Source organism: Paenibacillus sp. FSL H7-689, from assembly GCF_000517905.1.
Lineage (GTDB): Bacteria > Bacillota > Bacilli > Paenibacillales > Paenibacillaceae > Paenibacillus > Paenibacillus amylolyticus.
This window is the reverse complement of sequence record NZ_ASPU01000065.1, coordinates 60,054-76,363: the sequence shown is the minus strand read 5'-3', so window position 1 is coordinate 76,363 and position 16,310 is coordinate 60,054. Positions and strand designations below refer to the sequence as shown.

The following is a 16,310-nucleotide window of genomic DNA, read 5'->3' as shown; positions in this document are numbered from 1 at the left end:
CGAAACTAGTAATTAAATGTTCGATCCCCTGCTGAATTTGGTTTTTACTTAATCTGTATTTTGCTAGTTCGTAGAATAAGTGAGTATAGCTAAAATTCAAATCATGCAAATTATTCGTCCCTAGTACGTAGTTAACTAGCCTGTTCTTATCAAGATAATTATGGAATCTATCCAATACGTAATTAATATTGTACGAATACTGATTAGCACACTTCACGATATATACGAAAGCTGTTAGGATTTCTTTAGGATTGGCATCAAGATAATCTAAATAAACATCTAGAATTTCGAAATCACCTAAAAATAATGTATATAAATATCGATTACCCCTAGCCCACCCCATTAATAGCTTTATTAAATCTTGTTCTTCTTTAGTTGGACTTTTAATTTCATCCAGAATATTTTCATATATATCTATGTACCTTAATGCCTGTACATATTGTTTTCGCTCTTCAGAGACATTAGCCTGTAGCAGATTAGCATAAGCATTATAAACAAATAGAGGATAAAAGGATTTACTACCTTTAGTTTTATGCTTTTTATTTTGAAATTTAATCTGAAAGTTAACTCTCCGTTCCAGTTCTTAAGCCAATTCCAGAACCTTATCCCATAAGCTAATTGAAGCATATATGTTAGCTAAATCTTTAATGGCATCCAATTGTACTTCCTCATTCAATTTATCGATATACGGTTCAAACTTTACGGCTGCATTGAGATTATCAAATTTATTCAGCGTTTTATTAAGCAGGAAAATGCGGTACTGGCATAAGGCCAACCGCTCTGAGTGTTGATATTTCTCACTGTCTGCAACACACTCATATAAAATAAGAGCTGCTTCATTTAATCCTCTAGCAAAGAAGCCTTCAGCTACTTCAAATAACTCTTCTATATAAGATCGATCGTCCGTCACATGAGTAATAACTTGTTGTATGCAATCCAGCTTACTAAGTTCAGCACACTCGTATAGGTATGGTTCCAAACGTCTCCAGTGGGGCGCAGATTCAATGAAGGATTCTACCCCGTAACTTTTATAAAAATAACCTTTTTCTAATCCCACTACAAAAGTAATCTGATTCAGTTGGTTCATAGACATTGGTCTGCTACCTTTAAGAATGGCACTTAATGTCCCAACATTAATCCCAGTAATATCGGAAAAATGCTGCAACTTGAGATCGTTCTCTCTCATGTATTTCTCAATATGTATTTTTATCGTAGGTACCGATTCCACGATCTCACCTCCGTCATCCAAATCACTTATAATTCAATTACATATAATAAATGTTATTTTAATCCTGTATTTTACATCGGTCAATCAACAAAAAAAAGTAAGTAAGCATTATCATCCTTAAATCAGGATCTGATATTGCTTACTTACTTTTCAAAACAGTGTAAATCTCCTATAATCCTGCTCCACCATGAGTGCTTGGGCTATACATTATAACATTTTCGATATTGCCCTGAGAAAAGACATTGATCAACAAAACAACACTAAACAAAACTACGATCAAAGCTACCTTTTTTCTCATAGTTACGATAGACCTCCTCGATTATAGTTTTATATCTATTTTCTAACTCTAATGAAACTTTGAATCTATGTCTTTCAAACAGTCCTACACACTGTATAATTACGGATTCACTCTTCATACTCTGTGCTACTTCTAAACATTCAAACAAATGTTGAAATCCCATTGTGTATCTTTCTCTATTAAATTGATATATTGATACCTCTTTGAGGAATTGAACGTAACGTTCATTCGTAATCTGTTCAGTATAACTTCCAATATCTCCATAGGTTTTGCTATACATTGAAACATATGAATCCATTTTTTCAAGAACTGAATCAACATCTATATTATGGTGGTTAGCTGCCTCCATTATTTTCAACATTGCAGGCAAAACCTCTGCCTCGTTCTTTGTAACTATTGCAATATAAGGACTTATAACCTCGGAATCTCCCATCATAAGTCTGTATAAGTACCGATTTACTTCAGCCCATCCACTAAATTTATTAATGTATTTAAGATCCTCATCATCTGGCTGTTCAATTCTAATCAAATTGGAGTACGCCTCTGTATAGCGGAGAGCATCAAGGTACTCTTCTTTTCCATCACAGGCAGCAGCCTTTAATAGATTTGAATATGCCGAGTATACAAAATGAGGATATGAGGTAATTCTAGGTGTTTCTAATTTTCTTTTTTTATAAGAAGTCAGGAAACTAGTCTTTTGTCCCAATTCTTCTGCCAAATCAAATACCTTGTCCCAATACCTTAAAGCCAGATACGTATTCGCCAAATCCTTAATCGCATCCAGCTGCCTCTCCTCATCTAAGCGATTAATATAAGGCTCAAAGTGCACAGCGGCCCGCAGGTTATCATGTTGATTCTGACCAAGCGAGAGGGTGAAGATGCGATACTGGCACAGAGCCAGACGTTCCGAGTGTTGATATTTCTCACACTCCGCCACACATTCATACAACATCCGTGCAGCCTTCGTCTGTCCACGTTCAAGCATGCCTTCCGCCATCTCGAACAATTCCGAGATATACGAGCGGTCATCCGTCACTTCCTGGATAACCTTATGAATACATTCCAGCTTGTCCAATTCAGCACAGCGTTGCAGGAATGGTTCCAGTCTCCTCCAATGAGGTGCCGATTCCACGAAACATTCAGCCCCATAAATCTCGTAGAAATACCCCTCTTCCAGCTTCATGCCTTGGGTAATCAGATCCAGTTGCGCCATAGCGATGGGCCGAGTCCCCTTAATAATTGCGCTAAGCGTTCCAGCGTTAACTCCCGATATATCGGCAAAATACTGCAGGGTGTACCCCTGTTTCCTGATGTAGTCCTCAATATATGAGCGTATCGTAGTTGTAGGTTCCATGTATCCCACCTCCACAATGAAAATCCATAATTTTGAATTTATATGATAAGCACAATTTTAATCCTAAATTTTACAGCGGTCAATAAAAATCGTGGCAATTCCCTTCACATTTATGCAAGGAAGACTGGCTGTACTGTACCTGCTTATAGAAAAAATCCATTAGAAGAATCCGTGAGAACGTGATACATTTAACCCAACTTACATATCCTACTATTTCAATAGGATTATACGACACAGATACTATCAATTCAGTTCGAGGAGAAGGTCAGATGAAATTTGCCTTGTTTAGTCTCATGATGAATCTGCCTAATGCCGTAACCGGGGAAGCTCTGACAACTCAGCAGAAATTCCACAATATATTAGAGCAAGCGAAGCTGGCTGAACGACTGGGATTCGATGCCTATGGGATCGGTGAACGACACGGTGCGCCTTTTCTATCTTCCTCGCCACCTGTCGTATTAACCGCAATAGCCGCAGCAACCACACGCATTCGGTTACTAACCACCGTCACTGTTCTTAGTATACTTGATCCAGTCCGGGTTGCCGAGGATTATGCCACGTTGGATCAATTATCGGGCGGACGGCTGGAGATGATCATCGGGAAAGGCAATGACCCTCGGCACTATCCGCTGTTTGGCATAAGCGAAGAGGAACAATGGGACTCACTCGATGAACGCTACCATCTGCTAAGACGGCTGTGGTCTGAAGAGAATGTAACCTGGCAGGGAACGTATCGCCCTCCGCTTGATGGAGTGACCACGTGGCCCAGGCCGCTTCAGCAATCCATCCCAATCTGGCATGGTAGCGCGTCCAGCACGGTCTCGACGGAACTCGCTGCCAAATATGGCGAGCCGCTCTTCACGTCGAATTCTTTTCACCCGCAAGCCAAATACAAAGCGTTAATTGATCATTATCGGGAACGCCTGGATTATTATGGTCATGATCCGCAGCAGGCAGTGATTGGCTCTGGTGCCGGCAGCCTCTATCTTGCGGATACGGGCGAAGAAGCCATTCGCCGATATAAGCCATATTATGAAGCGTTCCATGCCACCGCCGCCGCACAGCATAACCAGTCGCCCTTCAGCGATCTGGAGGATAACATTGCACGAGGCCCTGCGTTAATCGGCAGTCCGGAGCAGGTCATTGAGAAAATTCTGGACTATCATGCCGCTTACGGACATCAGGTGCTGAGTATCAGCGTAGATGGACTGACGCATAGCGAGCAGTTGGAGCAAGTGGAGCGTTTTGCCAAGGAAGTCGCCCCTGTATTACGCCGCGAACTGCCAAGTCCGATATGGAACGCACCCCCGATGTTAAGAGAGCACTCATCCTCCCTTTCCTCCAACGCTACAGACTCATGGCCCACAGCCATCTCACCTATATTCCAGGTCTAACTATCTCCCACGTACAATACACAAATGTTCCTTCCAGGGTGATTCCTACGAATCGCCCTCTTCCCTCTTCCTCCCACTTGTATCGCGGCTATCCCTATATCTACTTGGACTGAATGCCTTCCAACAATGAACGAAGCATCACATCTACAAACGCATCATCCATCGCTTCCCCCGTTACTAACATACGATAGAACACCGGCCCATAGATCAGATCAATGTATAATCCAATGTCCGTCCCACTCTTTAATTCGCCGCGCTCCACACCCTTCTCCAGAATTCCCCGAGCTTCACGTCGACGTGGTTGGATGTATCTTGTACGGTATTCTTCGGCGAGCCCTGCATCCGACTGCCCTTCCCCAATAATCTGTGTAATCACTTTTCCTTCCCGACTGGTCAAAAAACGAACCAGATTACTCGCATGTATGCGTATATCCTCCAATACCGACCCTGTATCTGGCACTGGCAATCTTGCCGTTGCCGCAGACATATATCCGTCCATGATGACAGCGCCTTTATTCGGCCACCATTTGTAGATAGTGGCTTTGCTCACCTGTGCACGTTCAGCAATCTTCTCGATTGTAACTGCCCCGAATCCGTGCTCCAACAACAACTCATACGATGCTGTAAGAATGGCATTCTGGGTTTCCATGTTACGTGGACGTCCTCTTTTGGCAGTCATCTTGAACCCTCCTGGATGTATAAAATATATTTAATCATCAGTATTTTTCATAAAAACGATACGTTCATTATACTAAACTGCCATGAGTACACACAATTCCATCCTACGCTCACCTTTTCATCCTCAATTATATTCTCATTAAAATATGTAGAGCCTATTTACAATACTGTACGTTTAGTTTATTATATATTTGTAATTAGTGTACACACCGTTTAGTAATTAATGTTTTTAAATATCACCTGTTTATTGGGAATACCTATTTAGAACTGTGGAGGATGATTATGATGGATATGAGACAACAAGTGAAGAAGGCACCTGTACCCACCTGGATTATTTTTTTGCTGGCATCAGCTTGTGGATTGATCGTGGCAAACCTGTATTATGCTCAGACCGTTATCGGTCCGATCAGCATGACAACGGGTCTGTCTTCTGCCGCTGCCGGATTGATCGTAACGTTGACTCAGATTGGTTATGTCATTGGTTTGCTGTTTATCGTGCCGCTCAGTGACATTACCGAGAATCGACGCCTGGTCGTGCTTTTCCTCATCGTACTGGTTGTCGCCCTGATTGCTGCGGCTTTCTCGCCCACTGCTGTTGTATTTCTGACTGCCTCTCTGTTCATTGGGATAGGTTCTGTTGTCGCTCAAATTCTGGTGCCCTATGCGACATATCTTACTTCCGAGGAACAACGCGGACGGGTTGTTGGCAATGTAATGAGTGGTCTGTTGCTGGGCATCATGCTGGCACGTCCTGTCGCAAGCTTTATCACCAGCCTCTTCGGATGGCAGACGGTCTTTGTATTCTCCGCCATTGTCATAACACTTCTAATGCTGCTCCTATCACGTGCTCTTCCTGCTCGCCAGCCTGAACCCACCTTGAAATACGGGCAATTAATTGTGTCCTTGGGCACACTGTTCAGAACGATGCCGCTGCTGCGCCGCCGGGCGTTCTATCAGGCCAGTCTGTTTGGTGCTTTCAGCTTGTTCTGGACTACGGTTCCGCTCAGGCTCGCTAACGATTTTGATATGTCACAGCAAGGGATTGCCTGGTTCGCACTGGCTGGTGTCGGTGGTGCTATTGCCGCTCCCATTGCCGGGAGACTGGCTGATCGCGGACTAACACGTATTCTGACAGGTGCTGCCATGGTGATCGCTGCTGCTTCGTTTGGTCTTGCTTATGCGTTCCAGAGTCACTCCACGTTAGCACTGATACTGCTTGTGATCGTCGCGATCACACTGGATATGGCTGTCTCGGGAAATCTGGTGCTGGGTCAACGCATTATCTACTCCTTAGGAAGTGAAGCGAGAGGACGTGTGAATGGCATATTCATGTCGATCTTTTTTGTCGGCGGTGCGATTGGTTCATCTCTTGGAAGCTGGTCTTATGCTAACGGAGGTTGGAGTCTCACAACGCTGATTGGCCTGATTATGCCGCTGCTCGCTTTGGTGTATTACTTTACGGAAAAGAAAGCTGCCGTTGTCAGCAAACATCTATAAGTGCGATGCCTTCAGGCATCCTTCCTAATCAAAATCGGACTTTTGAACAACCTCTATAACAATTCTTTCATATATAAAGAAGGGCAGAGTGATCTCTAAAGATCCGCTTCTGCCCTTTTCCCTTATTTCATGACACTGAATTTTTTGGTCGCTGCCCTAACTTGATCATCCTCGCCCCATACAATGACACCTACCACTTTGGTAGCTTCCAATTCCATCGAAGCAATCTCAACTGCATATTGTTCAAAGGCATTGTTGAGCGACTGGCCTGTCTGTGAAAAAACAACATGGCTCAGTCCCCCGCTGTCATCTGAGCAGAGTTTGGCCAGATTGATCAGTTGATTCTCGCCGGCCTTCAAAATGACAGTGCTATATCGGATGCCCGCATGCTGAACGCCGCTATGATCCAGCACAGGTTGATCAGAATATAACCCCGGCTCATTCAGGGATGCTTGTCCCATTAACAGGGCAGCCACATTGGCGGCGGCGCCAGGTTCCAAATTTTTATCCAGTATAATAGCAATTCTTTTCATATGACTGCATTCACCCTCTGTGTATTTTGTGTAAAACATACCCATGGCATATTGATTCCCTCGCGCAATACTTTGTAGGTCACAAGCCCGTAATGATCAGCGCATAGCTGATTCGTGAGCGCAATGGAATTCTCCTTGTTGTGCATGACCTTCCTGCAAGCTTCAGGGTTGGACGATACGGTGCTGTTCTCTCTATAGGTTGTATCAAGTTCAGATAACAAGTATGTGGTTGCTGGATGATGATAGATAATATCGATCTGATCGGGACATACCGCATGGAAGCCGGATAGAACCAGCGCAGGAATTTTCTCCACAAAGCTCTCAGACACCGCTAGTTCAGAATCCATAATGAAGCTGTTGAGCTTGGGATACGCCCCGGGGACCAGCAAGCAGGATATGATCCCTGATCTCAAGTCTTCCGCAGCCGCTTCAAATTCAGGGTATGGCTTGATACGTTCCGAGTTGCCTAGCTTTTTCGCGATATGCATGCTGCAAGTCAGAAATCCTTCATCGTCTCCCAGCGTTCCCAGTATGGCATATTTCTCTTTAACGATCTCCATTTATTTCTATTTCCTCCTTTTTATTTCTAATCCGCTAAAGATCGTATACCAAAAATTTCCTATTGTCAATTAACACTTTAACGCAACATAAATATGTATTTTAGTTCATATTTTTAACCAAAAGGTGTATTCAAAATGGAAAATATTGAGCTATAATGTTATTAAATGAATTTTTACTATTTTTAGTATTTCGTTGAAAGGGGATATACGAGACCATATGAAAACCATTGTATACATATCTGATTTTAGGCTTCCAACTGGATTAAACTTCGTTAAACCTTTGCAGAAATTGGCGGATCACAAGAAAATTCTGATTATTGAACGGCATAATTTGCATCATGATGAGGTCCTCAGGGACTTCTTTGATGAAATTAGATATGTCGATCATCTGGAGTCCGTAGATGCCATCCGGGAGCATATGATGCAGATCCGAGAATCCCATTCCATCTCTGCTCTGTTAACGCCGGGTGAGAATGCGATTGAGATCGGTGGTCAGCTCCGTTCCGAGTTCGGGATCCCCGGTATGCAGCGCAATCAGGCTGAAGCTGTTCGCAACAAATGGATCATGAAACAAATGCTGCATCAACGCGGAATTCGGACATCCGAAATTGCCATTGCTCTACATGAACAGGACTATATTCGTTTCACTGCTGTACACGGCTTCCCGATTATTGTGAAGCCACTCAGCGGATATGGAAGTATCAATACGTTCAAATTGTCCAGCATGGATGAACTGGTACATTATCTACACCATACAAGACAAGCACAGCAAAGGGATTTGCTGGAGGAATTCATCCACGGTACGGAGTTTCATTGTGATTCCATTGTGTCCAAGGGCAAAGTTGTATTTGCATCTGTTTCCCAATACCTGTATAACTGCCTGGATATTGCGACAAAGCAGAAACCTCCGGCCAGTATTACGTTCCCTGAAGGCACGGAAGCTGATTTTATCCATCACATCAAAGAACTCAATGAACAGGTCATTGCTGCCTTGGGTATCAATCAATCCGTAACACATGCCGAACTTTTTCTGACTCCAGAAGGAGAAGTGGTGTTTGGAGAAATTGGTGCAAGAATCGGGGGATCGCATGTTATGCCTCCTTGTATCAAGAACACTCATGGCGTTGATTTCTTCGAAGCCGTCACTGATCTGGAAGTTGGAATATATGAATTTAAGCAACAGGAGACGCGCCATAAATTCACAGGCATGATCTGCTTCCCTTCACGCGCAGGGGTAATTCAACACATATCCGGGATAGAGGATTATGCGGATACCCCTGGTATCGTTGAGTTTAATGTATCTTATCAAGTGGGGCAGCGCGCAGGGGACGTCAACGATACCATGACCCGATCAGGCTATGCTATCGTGGAGGGTGATTCGTTCGAGGAATTGCGTCAAACCCTGCTGGATATGTACGATCGCTTCAAGATTGAAGTGACGGTTGCTGAAACCGTATAAGATGTACGGATCATCCTCACTGTTTTTGGTCTGAAGTGACGGTTATCTTGGGGAGGGCTGGAATTATTGTCGTTATTCAAAACCTACGCGGGTCTGAGCCGCGATATCTATTATCTCTGTTTAGCCAGAACGATTAACAGCACGGGAGATTTTGTATTCTCCCTGATTACCTTGGTGCTTACGTTGCAGATGGGCATGAATGTGGTCAGTGCAGGAATCTTTGTGTCCATGGCAGCCCTGATTAGCGGACCCGGTGTACTTCTCGGCGGCTATTTAAGCGATCTTATGGGCAAGAAAACAATTATTGTCATCGGGCAACTGTTGTCTGCCATCATGATTATAAGCTGCTCTTTTTGGTCAGGCACCATTACAGTAGGTTATCTTCTGATTGCAGTCATGTTTTTCATCAGCATTACCCGGCCTGCTTATAATGCCCTGATTATTCAACTGTGTACGGAGGAGAAAGAGCGAAAGTCCGCCTTTTCCCTCATGTATCTGGGGGCCAATCTGGGTATAGCCATCGGACCACTGGTCGCCGGTTTTTTTATCAAGGATCATGTCAACATTGTCTTTATAAGTATCGGTACCGTGTTTCTGATATCTACCTTTATCATCATCAACCAGGTTAAGATAGGCACACGCAAGGAATTGGCATCAACAAACAGCGAACATGCTGGACAACAACAACAACAACAACGATCGAGCCAACCGCCTTCGCCGCTATTCAGACTACTGCTGAAAAACCCACTTGTTGCCTTCTTCATCGTTGTGTCATTTCTTAACTATTTTATCTATATGCAATACTCATTTAGTCTCCCACTCCAGATGAATCATTCATTTGGCGAGAACGGAGCAGCATATTACGGCTCTGTCATGACCATCAATGCCATTAGCGTCATTATTCTTACCACCGTGATCCTGTCCGCTACACGCAAATTAACTGCCCTAAACTCCATAGCTACAGGCGCACTCTTCTATGGAATCGGATTTGGAGCCTTGAACCTGCTCGGAACCTTCCCCCATTTTTCCATCGTCGCCTTATCCACGGTGCTGTGGACCATTGGAGAGATTCTCGTGCAGACCAATATCAATCTGTATATTGCTTCGCGTGTACCCGACACACATCAAGGGCGGTTTAATGGCTTGCTGTTATTCGTAGGTTGCCTGGGTTATACACTTAGCCCATATTTGACAGGCATTTTCATCAAAAGCATGGACATGGAAAGTGTATGGATCATTATTCTGGCTGTCAGTCTGTTCTATGCGTTATCTATGATCATTCTCTGGTATATCGAAAAAAGCTCAACAAGAAGAAACGAAATGAAACCGCTGGATCACTCAAAAAGTATCTGAACCTCAGGGCAGCCTATTCTGCCCTTTTTTCACTTTATTTTCACACCAAAACAGGCAAATGTGCATTCGCATCATACTCAATCAATTGCTGACCCGCATGCAGTCTCTGTACCAGATCTGGATTGGCGATAAACGGTCTGCCGAACGCAGCCAAATCTATGCTTCCCTTACCAATCGCGTGCTCTGCGGTCTGAACATCCAAATCCCCCACACCAATGATGATTCCATCCCACCGACTACGAATCCGCTCGTGAAAAGACTGCTCCCCTTCCCATGCTTTCGCATAATGGTCTGTTGAGGGATGCAAGATCTTAATTCCCGTCTCGCGGAACAAGTTCAGATATGCATCGATCATTCCAGCTTTGTCTGCCCATGCATAGGATGCATCATCATCCTTTTTCTCGGAAAATCGTACCGATATACGATCCACAGGGATCTCTTTTTTCACAGCCACAATAATATCCCGCAGGAACCGCAATCTACCCGCAGTGTCTCCTCCGTATTCATCTGTTCTGTGGTTGGTCTTCTCATTAATAAACTGGTCGATCAGATACCCATGCGCAGCATGCAGCTCGATCCCGTCGAACCCTGCCAGAACCGCATTGCGGGCGGCCGTCTGAAAATGCTGAATTGTATCCGCTATATCCTGTGTACTCATCGCTTGAGGAACCTGATACGGCTTATGCAGCTTATGCACTCTTCCCTCTGCCGCAAGGCTGGAAGGTGCCACTGGAGTGGTTCCGATCAGATCGGAGTGGGACAACCTGCCGACATGCCACAGTTGAGCAATAATGGTGCCGCCATGTTTGTGGACAGTATCTGTTACCCTTTTCCAAGAAGTCGTCTGTTCATCTGTATATAAACCGGGGATGCCGTAGGTGCCTTTGCCTGCCAGATTGGGGTTAATGCCCTCGGTAATGATCAGTCCCACGCCATCACGCGCACGCTGCTCATAATACGCCACCATCTCATCCGTCACGGTCCCCTCCCGATCATCAGCAAATCCCCGGGTCAACGGAGCCATCACCATTCGGTTCCTTAATTGCCACTGATGAATCGTTACCGGGCTTAATAATGTTGAACGTGTATTCATGTTATCCATGTCATATCCCTACTCTCTTCGTCTTTAAGGATATTGTACGGCGGCTCCGATATATCGTAAAATGATTGAAATATATAGTTGTATCTCTCATAGAGATACCTAACATCAGCATCTGCAGAAGTAATTGAAGGTAATCCACGTTCAGGAGGATACAGCATGGAACTTTCCGATATCGATATTGTTCTCGCGGTGGCGCGTTCAGGCAAAATCTCACAGGCCGCCAAAGAACTGAATTACGCGCAATCCAATGTCACTACGCGCATCAAAAAACTGGAGCAGGAATATCAAATCCAGTTGTTCAACCGATTTCCCAAAGGTGTTGTACTGACCTCCAAAGGAGAACAGTTCGTCCAGTACGCCACACAGATTCACAACCTTTTGCATGATCTGAAGCAGGATATGACCGATCCCGGGGAGCCTTCCGGCACACTGAAAATCGGCATTGTAGAAACGGCGGCATCCAGTCGTTTTATGGAGATTCTGAATGAATATCAAATAACCTACCCGAAGGTATCCATCTCACTCGTCAACGCCACTTCACCCAAAGTACTACGCAAGAAAATACAGGACGATGAGATTGATGGTGCTTTTATCAGCGGGGCTTGTGTGAAGGAGGGTCTGAAGGTGGAATATGAGATGCAGGACACGGTTCATATTATCTCCAAGAAGATGGATACACCACCTGAAAGTCTGTGCCAAGTATCATGGGTTGTTTTCCCCGAGGGCTGTCCTTATCGTGAAATGACCGAAGAATTTCTGCAGGAAGAAGGGTTGTCCGCACGTAATATCATCGAAGTGAGTACGATGGAAAACCTGCTCAGCTGTGTGGAGTCTGGAATTGCTTTTACCATTATGCCCTGCAACGTTATTCACAAGAAACCGGATAATTTCTCCGTATTTGATCTGGTTGAACGCTATACTCATACCACGACAACCTTTGTCCGCGGTGAGGATCGGTATGTCAGTAGTGCGCTGGATCAATTCATGAAGCTGCTGAATCAGAAGTGCATTACGTTCTGATATAGATAACTTAGTACCCCTCTTTCAACCGCGATCTTCTTGATCACTAAATGGACTAAAGCACATTGATCGAGACCATAAAAAGAAGGGGATGTCCCATAAGTCATGAATATGACAGGGGACATCCCTTGTTCGTGTTATTTTGTTTTAATGAACCTGAGACACGCTATTCGCTCCCATTTGCCCAGATCTGCGATCTAACGAATCACAGAGACGTTATTTCGTCGATTCGCTCGATTTTTTAGGTTTTGACAACTTTTTATGACTTAATAGCGTTACTGAGATTCGTTAAATCTTGCAAGCGTTGATGATCCGCCTTTTAAGATGCGGTAGGTTCGTTAGCGCTTGAAGCGAGGCGGAATTCTTTTTGAGACAGCCCCTTACTCCACCTTGAATCGCGCAGCCGATTCGGCCAGCTTTTGCGTCAATTGATCGATCGTATCCACCATGTTGGCCAACTGCTGTACTGTTGAAGATTGCTCCATCATGGTTGCTGTTACCTCTTCAACCGAAGCGGATACCTGCTCTCCTGAAGCCGACAAACTATGGGCTGACTCCAGTACGTCATCCTTGTTCTGTAACATCTCCTGCATCTGTCCTGCCATCGTAGCGATCTGTTGATTAATGACCGTTACCTTCTCCAAAATCACATCAAATGCCTGACGAGTCTGCAAGACAAGTTCATCCTGTCTGGATGAGATGGTGTGAATTTCGGCAACACTTTGGTTGTTCTCGGCGACATCGGCCAGATTCTGCTCGATAATGCTGGAGATTTCCTTGGACTGGCGGGAACTCTGCTCTGCCAGGTTGCGGATCTCCTCAGCTACAACTGCAAATCCTCTGCCATGTTCACCTGCCCGTGATGCTTCAATGGAAGCATTCAATGCAAGCAGATTGGTCTGCTTCGCAATCTGGCTGATGGCTTCCGTGATCTGACTAATACTGCCCGAACTGGTTTGAAGTTTGACGGTGATCTCCGAGATTTTCTCCACTTCCCGTTCGTTCACCTCGTTGATACGCATCAGTTCATTCACGACTTCATTCCCGTTGTGGAATACCGTTTCGATCTCATCCGCTCTTGCCTTCACATCCTGTGCACTGCTGTTCATGGCAGCCACTTTATCGCCAAAGCTGTTGAATTTGCCTGCAATCTGCTCGGTATCTTCCGATTGGGCCTCCATGGCTTTTGCAATCCCCATGGACGTCGCCGATGTCTCATCAATGGATCTTGCCGTCTGTCTGGATGTCTCCTCCAACTCCTGAGTGCTGGCTTGAAGGACATGGATTGAATTATTCATATCGGTAATGAGATTCCTGTTCTGCTCCACCATACCATTAAAGCTGTCCGCCAGATCCTTGAATTCACTGTTATATCTGCCATTGGCCTTAACGGTCAGATTTCCTTGAGCAAGCTGTTGGAACAGCCCGATCAGACGAATGATAGGTCTTGTAATACTACGAGAAATCAGCAATCCCACACCAATAGCCAGAACAACTCCGATCAAGGTCACGATAACCATCTGACGTTGGATATCATCTATTGGGCGCTTGATATCGTCATAATCGTCAATGATGACCACAGATAGATCTGCACCAGGAATCTGATTAATACGATAATAGATGTTATCTCGATCCATCGAAGTGATTTTCACTTTGTCAGTGGCTCTGGCCTCGATGATTCCCATCGCTTCCTTGTCCGCTTCCAGCGTTTGTCCCACAATGGAAGGGTCCAGTGAATCATACATGATGATGCCGCTACGGCTCAGCACTTCAACTCTGCCTTCGGCATTGATTTTAATGTCTCCCAGTTGCCCCAGGAAAAAGCTGCTGTCCACCGACATGGCGAACACACCCAGTAAATTCCCCTGTTCATCGGTGATAGGCTCCGAGAATACAATAATGAGCTTCTTGCTAGTCTTAGAGACGACCGCGTCACTGATGAAGGATTTCCCCTGTATGGATTCCTTAAAATATTCCCGATCTCCCCGTGACTGACCAATGACTTCTGGCATGGTCCCCGCCACCATCGTTCCTTCCTTGTCAAATACGAACAGGTCCGGCTTGGAGCCTTCCGTATCGGATATACTGTCAGTGAGAATCGTATTTGCTCTGTTGAAATATGGATTCTCATCTGTGAAAAAGGTATCATTTGGCATTTCGTTCGTATCACGCAACTTTAAGAGTTCTTTAAAAGTACTATGTACGGATATCGCATGACTCAATTGTTGTTGAAGCTGCATAGCTGTCCAAAGCCCTTCCCCAAGGCGGTCAGCCATCACATTCATTTCATCCTTGCTTTTCTTGACCACAACATCAGATGAAATCATATAACTTGTGGTTGTTGCACCCAGCAGAACCAACACAACCAATACACTGATCATGAAAGGCAGCTTGATTTTAAGCGACATATTTTTGAGCTTATGCCCTACACCTTTTCTTTTCCCCATTTCCTTCTCCCCACTTCCCTGAACCATCTGCATCTGAACGATGTACATACATTATCGGAAAAATCCATAGTAAAATTGATCAATTAGGGAGATATTGCCACTGTTTTTCTTTTTTTTGAAATTCTGATAGCAAACATAAAAAAATGGCCTGTCAGATCGACTATCCATCTTGGGAATGGATGTTGCCGTTATCTAACAGACCCTTTTAAATTTGATTATGATTCTATTAAGTTTACTTGCGCAATCTTCGGGAACTCAATGCGTGGTGACCATTCTGCAAGAATGTACTGCGCGTATTCTTCATCTGTTCAATCCGTCGCTCAGCCAAACGATCTGCGGCAACATAGGTTGCGATGCCCTCGGTACGTGAGCTTTCAAATATTTTCTCCAGAGTGGAATAGATCTCTCCGATCTTGCTCCACGCCCGATCCGCGTTATAACCGTTCAACTCATCCGCAATGTTAATTACGCCACCTGCATTGATAACATAGTCAGGCGCATATACGATGCCCATATCATACAGCTGATCCCCATGACGGGTCTCCAACAGCTGATTATTGGCACAGCCCGCTACAACCTTTGCCTTGAGCGTTTTGAGCGTATCGTCATTAATCGTGCCGCCCAGTGCACATGGTGCATAGATATCACATTCCACACTCGTGATGTCTGCGGGATCAACTGCTGTTGCGCCGAAGCGGTCCACAGCCTGTTTCACCGAGTCCTTATGGATATCCGTAACGATCAGATGTGCACCTTCCTCATACAGATATTTGCACAGATGCATCGCCACATTGCCGACACCTTGGACCGCTATCGTTTTACCCTCCAGCAGATCGGTACCAAATGCTTCTTTGGCTGCTGCCTTGATCCCACGATATACACCCCAAGCCGTTGCAGGCGATGGGTTACCGGATGAACCATAACTCGCGGAGATGCCTGTCACATAATCGGTTTCCTGATAGATCAGGTTCATGTCCTCTTCCGTTGTTCCCACATCTTCGGCCGTGATATAACGTCCGTTCAACCCTTGAATATATCGTCCAAACGCCCGAAACATCGCTTCGTTTTTGTCGCGCCGCGGATCTCCGATGATAACGGTTTTGCCACCGCCCAGATTCAGGCCAGCTACCGCATTTTTATATGTCATACCACGGGCAAGGCGCAGGGCATCTTCAATGGCTGCTTCTTCTGAAGCGTAAGTCCACATCCGCGTGCCTCCCAGCGCAGGGCCGAGTGTTGTGTCGTGTATGGCGATAATTGCTTTTAACCCTGAATTTCGATCCTGGCACAGAACCAGTTCCTCATAATCGTGATGCTCCATTGCTTCAAACCAACTCATGTGCTAACCGTCTCCTCCAACCATTTTTGCGATCCAGTCGCATTGTTC

Annotated in this window: 13 protein-coding genes; 5 read left to right on the top strand and 8 right to left on the bottom strand. The window is 44.9% G+C overall.

All coding sequences use genetic code 11. From position 1 onward, the window contains the following. Nucleotides 1-583 precede the first annotated feature (583 nt). The gene (locus C170_RS27740; protein ID WP_036616607.1) at nucleotides 584-1,228 is read right to left on the bottom strand and encodes a transcriptional regulator; all 645 of its coding nucleotides are present in this window, start codon (nucleotides 1,226-1,228) and stop codon (nucleotides 584-586) included. A gap of 260 nt (nucleotides 1,229-1,488) precedes the next feature. Continuing rightward, nucleotides 1,489-2,880 (bottom strand): helix-turn-helix domain-containing protein, encoded by a 1,392-nt coding sequence (locus C170_RS27735; protein WP_036616604.1) that lies wholly within the window; start codon nucleotides 2,878-2,880, stop codon nucleotides 1,489-1,491. Between the two features lie 269 nt (nucleotides 2,881-3,149). Here C170_RS27735 and C170_RS27730 point away from each other — a divergent pair, with 269 nt between their 5' ends. Then, entirely contained in the window at nucleotides 3,150-4,274 is a 1,125-nt protein-coding gene (locus C170_RS27730) for an LLM class flavin-dependent oxidoreductase (protein WP_036616601.1), read from the top strand. Nucleotides 4,275-4,374: 100 nt separating this feature from the next. On the opposite strand, the gene C170_RS27725 is transcribed toward C170_RS27730, so the two are convergent. Further along, nucleotides 4,375-4,953 (bottom strand): TetR/AcrR family transcriptional regulator, encoded by a 579-nt coding sequence (locus tag C170_RS27725; RefSeq protein WP_036616598.1) that lies wholly within the window; start codon nucleotides 4,951-4,953, stop codon nucleotides 4,375-4,377. A 281-nt stretch (nucleotides 4,954-5,234) separates the two neighbouring features. On the opposite strand from C170_RS27725, the gene C170_RS27720 reads away from it, so the two are divergent. Continuing rightward, nucleotides 5,235-6,449, top strand: coding sequence for an MFS transporter (locus C170_RS27720; protein WP_036616595.1), 1,215 nt, complete (start codon nucleotides 5,235-5,237; stop codon nucleotides 6,447-6,449). Between the two features lie 122 nt (nucleotides 6,450-6,571). Here the strand turns inward: C170_RS27720 and C170_RS27715 are convergent, their stop codons facing one another. Beyond that, nucleotides 6,572-6,982, bottom strand: coding sequence for a DUF2000 family protein (locus C170_RS27715; RefSeq protein ID WP_036616592.1), 411 nt, complete (start codon nucleotides 6,980-6,982; stop codon nucleotides 6,572-6,574). Beyond that, nucleotides 6,979-7,542 carry a hypothetical protein gene (locus C170_RS27710; protein ID WP_036616588.1) on the bottom strand — a complete coding sequence of 188 codons (564 nt, stop codon included), beginning with the start codon at nucleotides 7,540-7,542 and terminating at the stop codon, nucleotides 6,979-6,981. The genes C170_RS27715 and C170_RS27710 overlap by 4 nt, the downstream gene beginning before the upstream one ends. Nucleotides 7,543-7,759: 217 nt before the next feature. Between C170_RS27710 and C170_RS27705 the strand changes: the two genes are divergently transcribed. Then, complete coding sequence (locus C170_RS27705) at nucleotides 7,760-9,001, top strand: ATP-grasp domain-containing protein (RefSeq protein ID WP_036616585.1); 1,242 nt, start codon at nucleotides 7,760-7,762, stop codon at nucleotides 8,999-9,001. A 66-nt stretch (nucleotides 9,002-9,067) separates the two neighbouring features. Beyond that, nucleotides 9,068-10,354, top strand: coding sequence for an MFS transporter (locus tag C170_RS27700; protein ID WP_036616582.1), 1,287 nt, complete (start codon nucleotides 9,068-9,070; stop codon nucleotides 10,352-10,354). Between the two features lie 40 nt (nucleotides 10,355-10,394). Here the strand turns inward: C170_RS27700 and C170_RS27695 are convergent, their stop codons facing one another. Further along, nucleotides 10,395-11,456, bottom strand: a complete 1,062-nt coding sequence (locus C170_RS27695; protein ID WP_036616580.1) for an oxidoreductase — start codon at nucleotides 11,454-11,456, stop codon at nucleotides 10,395-10,397. Nucleotides 11,457-11,612: 156 nt separating this feature from the next. Here C170_RS27695 and C170_RS27690 point away from each other — a divergent pair, with 156 nt between their 5' ends. Then, nucleotides 11,613-12,476: a LysR family transcriptional regulator gene (locus tag C170_RS27690; RefSeq protein WP_036616576.1), complete on the top strand. Its 864-nt coding sequence runs from the start codon at nucleotides 11,613-11,615 to the stop codon at nucleotides 12,474-12,476. A 380-nt stretch (nucleotides 12,477-12,856) separates the two neighbouring features. On the opposite strand, the gene C170_RS27685 is transcribed toward C170_RS27690, so the two are convergent. Both C170_RS27685 and C170_RS27680 read right to left on the bottom strand, forming a co-directional pair. Beyond that, nucleotides 12,857-14,923: a methyl-accepting chemotaxis protein gene (locus C170_RS27685; protein ID WP_036616815.1), complete on the bottom strand. Its 2,067-nt coding sequence runs from the start codon at nucleotides 14,921-14,923 to the stop codon at nucleotides 12,857-12,859. A gap of 232 nt (nucleotides 14,924-15,155) precedes the next feature. Continuing rightward, nucleotides 15,156-16,262 (bottom strand): Glu/Leu/Phe/Val family dehydrogenase, encoded by a 1,107-nt coding sequence (locus tag C170_RS27680; RefSeq protein ID WP_036616573.1) that lies wholly within the window; start codon nucleotides 16,260-16,262, stop codon nucleotides 15,156-15,158. Nucleotides 16,263-16,310: the final 48 nt, after the last annotated feature.